Annotated in this window: 6 protein-coding genes; 2 read left to right on the top strand and 4 right to left on the bottom strand. The window is 69.7% G+C overall.

The annotated features are described in order from the left end of the window. Nucleotides 1-191 (bottom strand): thioredoxin domain-containing protein (locus Q7W29_00675; protein MDO9170328.1); only part of this gene is annotated, 191 nt, incomplete at its 3' end. 236 nt (nucleotides 192-427) lie between these two features. Here Q7W29_00675 and Q7W29_00670 point away from each other — a divergent pair. Together Q7W29_00670 and Q7W29_00665 are read left to right on the top strand one after the other, a co-directional pair. Continuing rightward, nucleotides 428-1,792 (top strand): sigma 54-interacting transcriptional regulator, encoded by a 1,365-nt coding sequence (locus Q7W29_00670; protein ID MDO9170327.1) that lies wholly within the window; start codon nucleotides 428-430, stop codon nucleotides 1,790-1,792. Nucleotides 1,793-1,806: 14 nt separating this feature from the next. Further along, nucleotides 1,807-2,679: a hypothetical protein gene (locus tag Q7W29_00665; protein ID MDO9170326.1), complete on the top strand. Its 873-nt coding sequence runs from the start codon at nucleotides 1,807-1,809 to the stop codon at nucleotides 2,677-2,679. Between the two features lie 67 nt (nucleotides 2,680-2,746). Here the strand turns inward: Q7W29_00665 and Q7W29_00660 are convergent, their stop codons facing one another. The 3 genes from Q7W29_00660 to Q7W29_00650 form a co-directional block, all read right to left on the bottom strand. Further along, a complete protein-coding gene (locus tag Q7W29_00660; GenBank protein MDO9170325.1) occupies nucleotides 2,747-2,923 on the bottom strand; it encodes a hypothetical protein in 177 nt (58 codons plus the stop codon). A 4-nt stretch (nucleotides 2,924-2,927) separates the two neighbouring features. Beyond that, the gene (locus Q7W29_00655; GenBank protein ID MDO9170324.1) at nucleotides 2,928-3,386 is read right to left on the bottom strand and encodes a hypothetical protein; all 459 of its coding nucleotides are present in this window, start codon (nucleotides 3,384-3,386) and stop codon (nucleotides 2,928-2,930) included. A 9-nt stretch (nucleotides 3,387-3,395) separates the two neighbouring features. Continuing rightward, nucleotides 3,396-3,522, bottom strand: a 127-nt coding sequence (locus tag Q7W29_00650; GenBank protein ID MDO9170323.1) for an SPFH domain-containing protein, incomplete at its 5' end; no start/stop codon positions are given.

The raw sequence follows: 3,522 nt of genomic DNA, 5'->3' as shown, positions 1-3,522 counted from the left end.
TGGTTGTCGTCCACGTTGACCTTCACGACCTTCGCCTTGCCGGCGTAGTCGCGCGCCAACTCCTCGATGGTCGGGGTCAGCAGCTTGCAGGGACCGCACCACGGGGCCCAGAAGTCCACCATCACGGGCAGGGCGCTGTCGAGGACCTCGCCCTGGAACGATCCGCTCTCGACCTTGATCGCTTCACTCACGTCGTCACCTCGCTGTCGGGGGTTATTCTCGTCCAGGAAACTCGCATGGCTAAAGGCATGTCGCGTGCCAGGGAGCGGCTCGAGCTCGTAGAATCTAATGTATTGATATACATAGAGTTACAATCATGGTGGCGTCGGCAGGCCGATCGTGCTACGTTGCATGCAACGACATTGATGCAACATTGGCGTTGCATGCAACACCCGGCGGACGCATGGCTTTGGCCGTGGGAGGGAACATGGATCGCCTCGACGCCCTGTGCCGTTTCCGGCCGTTGAGCGTGGCCGACATCCTCGACGCCCTCGCCGAAGGTGTCGTCGCCGTCGACGAGAACCTGCGCGTGCTGGGCATGAACGCCCGCGCCCAGGCCCTGTTCGAGACGCCGGCCGGCGGGCTGGGCGGGGCCTCGGTCTGCGAACTCTTCGGCGAGGAGACCTGCCCGCTGGCGTGCCTGCAGGAGACCCTGACCACCGGCCGGCCCATCCGCGACTACCAGACGAAGGTGAGGCTGGCGGACGGCCGGCTCGGCGAGGTGCAGCTCAGCACGGTCCCGCTGGCGAGCGAGTCGGGCGCGGTGCACGGCGCCGCGATCATCATCAGCGACGTGACCGAGGTGACGACCCTGCGCAAGGAAGTCGACGCCCGGCACCGCCACGGCGCCATCATCGGCCGCGACCGGCGCATGCTCGACCTGTACCGCCTGATCGAGGACGTCGGGCCGAGCCAGGCCTCGGTCCTGATCCGCGGCGAGAGCGGCACGGGCAAGGAGCTGGTGGCCCAGGCCGTCCACTACGCCTCCCATCGCGCCGACGGGCCGTTCGTGATGGTCAACTGCTCGGCCCTGTCCGAAGGCCTGCTCGAGAGCGAGCTGTTCGGTCACGTGCGCGGCGCCTTCACGGGCGCCGTCGCGACGCGGCGCGGCCGCTTCGAGGAGGCGCGCGGCGGCACGCTGTTCCTGGACGAGATCGGCGACGTCAGCCCGGTGGTGCAGGTGAAGCTGCTGCGCGTGCTCCAGGATCACGTCATCGAACGCGTCGGCGACAACACGCCCGTGCCGGTGGACGTGCGCATCGTCTCGGCCACGAACCGCGACCTGGAGGATCTGGTCGCGCGCGGGCGGCTGCGCGAGGACTTCTACTACCGCATCAAGGTCGTGGTCCTGGACATCCCGCCCCTGCGCGACCGCCGCGAGGACATCCCGCTACTGGTCGATCACGTTTTGGCACGCAACCCGGAGGCCTCCCGCGGCGTCTCCACCGAAGCGATGCGGGTGCTGATGGCCCACGCCTGGCCCGGGAACGTGCGCGAGCTGGAAAATGCGCTCGAGCACGCCTTCGTCCTGTGCCGCGGCGGGATCATCGAGCCGGCGCACCTGCCGCCTGAAGTGGCGGCGGGGGCGGCGGGCGGGCACGCCCCGGCCGGCCTGCGCGGCCTGGCGCGCCACGGCGACGCCGAGCGCGACGCGGTGCTGGCGGCGCTGGCGCGCCACGGCTGGCACCGCGCCCGCACCGCCCGCAGCCTGGGGGTTGACAGGACCACGCTGTGGCGCAAGATCCGCGAATACGGCCTGGCGCCGCCGCAGGGCGGCGAGGGCGGACACTGACCTGAGGGGGGGACATGGCGGGCAGGAACAACTGGCTGCTGGGCTGCGGGATCGGCTGCCTCGCGGTGATCGTGATCTCGGTCCTGGGCGGCGTGCTGCTGTTCAACACCGGCAAGAAGGTGGTCGCCCGCTTCGAGGAGCTGGGCGACACGCAGCGGACCCTCGCCGACCGTTACGGCGAGGTCGCCGACTACGTTCCCCCCGCGGACGGCGTCCTGCCCGCGGAGCGGGTCGAGATCTTCCTGCGCGTCCAGGACACGCTCCAGGAAACGGGCCGCGAACTCGTCGGCCACGGTCGGGCCCTCCAGGATCTCGAACGCCAGAAGGGCAAGGGCATCGGGCCGGGCGGCATCCTGCGCGGGATCCGCGGCGTGGTCGGCATCGGCCGCTACGCCGCCGAATACCTGCAGGAGCGCAACGAGGCCCTGCTGGCGGCGGAGATGGGCCTGGGCGAGTACACCTACCTCTACGTCCTGGGCTACCACAGCTGGCTGGGCCGCAGCTTCGATCCCACGTTCGGCGAGCCGTCCACGCGGGTCGACACCGACCACGGGGCGCGGATCGAGATCGGCGACCGGGACGACGAGCGCCGCGCCGAGCGCCTGCAGGACCTGTTCCGCGGCTGGGCGGCGAACCAGCACCAGGCCGCGATCGCGGCCGGCCTCGACGCCGCCTGGTGCGAGCGCCTGGCGGCGGAAGTCGCCGCGTCCGCCGCGGCCGACAGCTTGCGCCTGCCCTGGGCGGGAGAGCTGCCCCCCGCACTCGCGACCGGGCTCGACCCGTTCCGGTCACGGTTCGAATCGACGTACCTGCCTCTGGATCCGCTGGTGGGGGTGGGGGTCGAACGGGATCACGACGAGGACGGCTTCGACTTCAACATCGAATGATCCGGCGCACGGCCGCAGCCGCAGGGAAAGGCGCCCTCTTCCGGCCGGGAAGAGGGCGCCTGCCCGTTCAGGACTCCCGCTCGCCGTCGACCGGCGGCGGTCGCCCCGATCGCTTGCGCACCGCCTCGCGCAGCAGGTACTCGATCTGCCCGTTCACGCTGCGGAACTCCTGGTCGGCCCAGCGCCGCAGCTCCTCGTAGAGTTCGGGGCTCAGTCGCAGCGGGAATGACTTGCGCTCGGACACGTCGTCACGCTCCGCCGTGTTTCGGGAGGCGGGCGCGCGCCTTCTCGACGGCCCGTCGCAGCTCGTCAGGGTCCGGCGCGCTGATGATGACCGGCAGGCCGGAATCCAGGGTCAGCACGACGCCGCGGCGGCCGTTCATGCGGAACTCGCCGCGGCTGGGCTTGATGCCGGTATCCAGGGTCGAGAACCACTTCCTCTCGAACGGGGTGCAGACGCTGATCCGTGCGATCGGGACCCGGCGGCGCGGCCAGCCGAGCGGGCAGCGGATCCGCACTTCCTCGTAGGTCACCGTGACGGTCATCGAACTGAAGGCGATCATCGTCAGCAGCATGATCGGGTATACCCACAAAGGGGCCTCGCCCTCGGGGTCGCCGTAGCTGGCGACCCCGATGTACACGAGCATGGCGGGGATGACGATCAGCATCACCCAGCTGTACTGTCGCGACTGGTAGAGTGGCGTCACCATCGTCTCCTACGTGTAGAGCGTCCCGGTGTTGATCACGGGCTGGGTCGAGTGGTTGCTGCACAGCACGACCAGGAGGTTCGAGACCATGGCCGCCTTGCGTTCGTCGTCCAGCTCGATGATGGACTTCGAACTG

Source organism: bacterium, assembly GCA_030654305.1.
Taxonomy (GTDB): domain Bacteria; phylum Krumholzibacteriota; class Krumholzibacteriia; order LZORAL124-64-63; family LZORAL124-64-63; genus PNOJ01.
The sequence above is the reverse complement of the archived record's forward strand: the minus strand, read 5'-3'. Positions and strand labels throughout refer to the sequence as shown.

What these genes read in the sequence shown, in the direction of transcription:
- Q7W29_00665 (MDO9170326.1), top strand. Translation starts at nt 1,807, where the DNA reads ATGGCGGGCAGGAACAACTGGCTGCTGGGCTGCGGGATCGGCTGCCTC.
- Q7W29_00670 (MDO9170327.1), top strand. Translation starts at nt 428, where the DNA reads ATGGATCGCCTCGACGCCCTGTGCCGTTTCCGGCCGTTGAGCGTGGCC.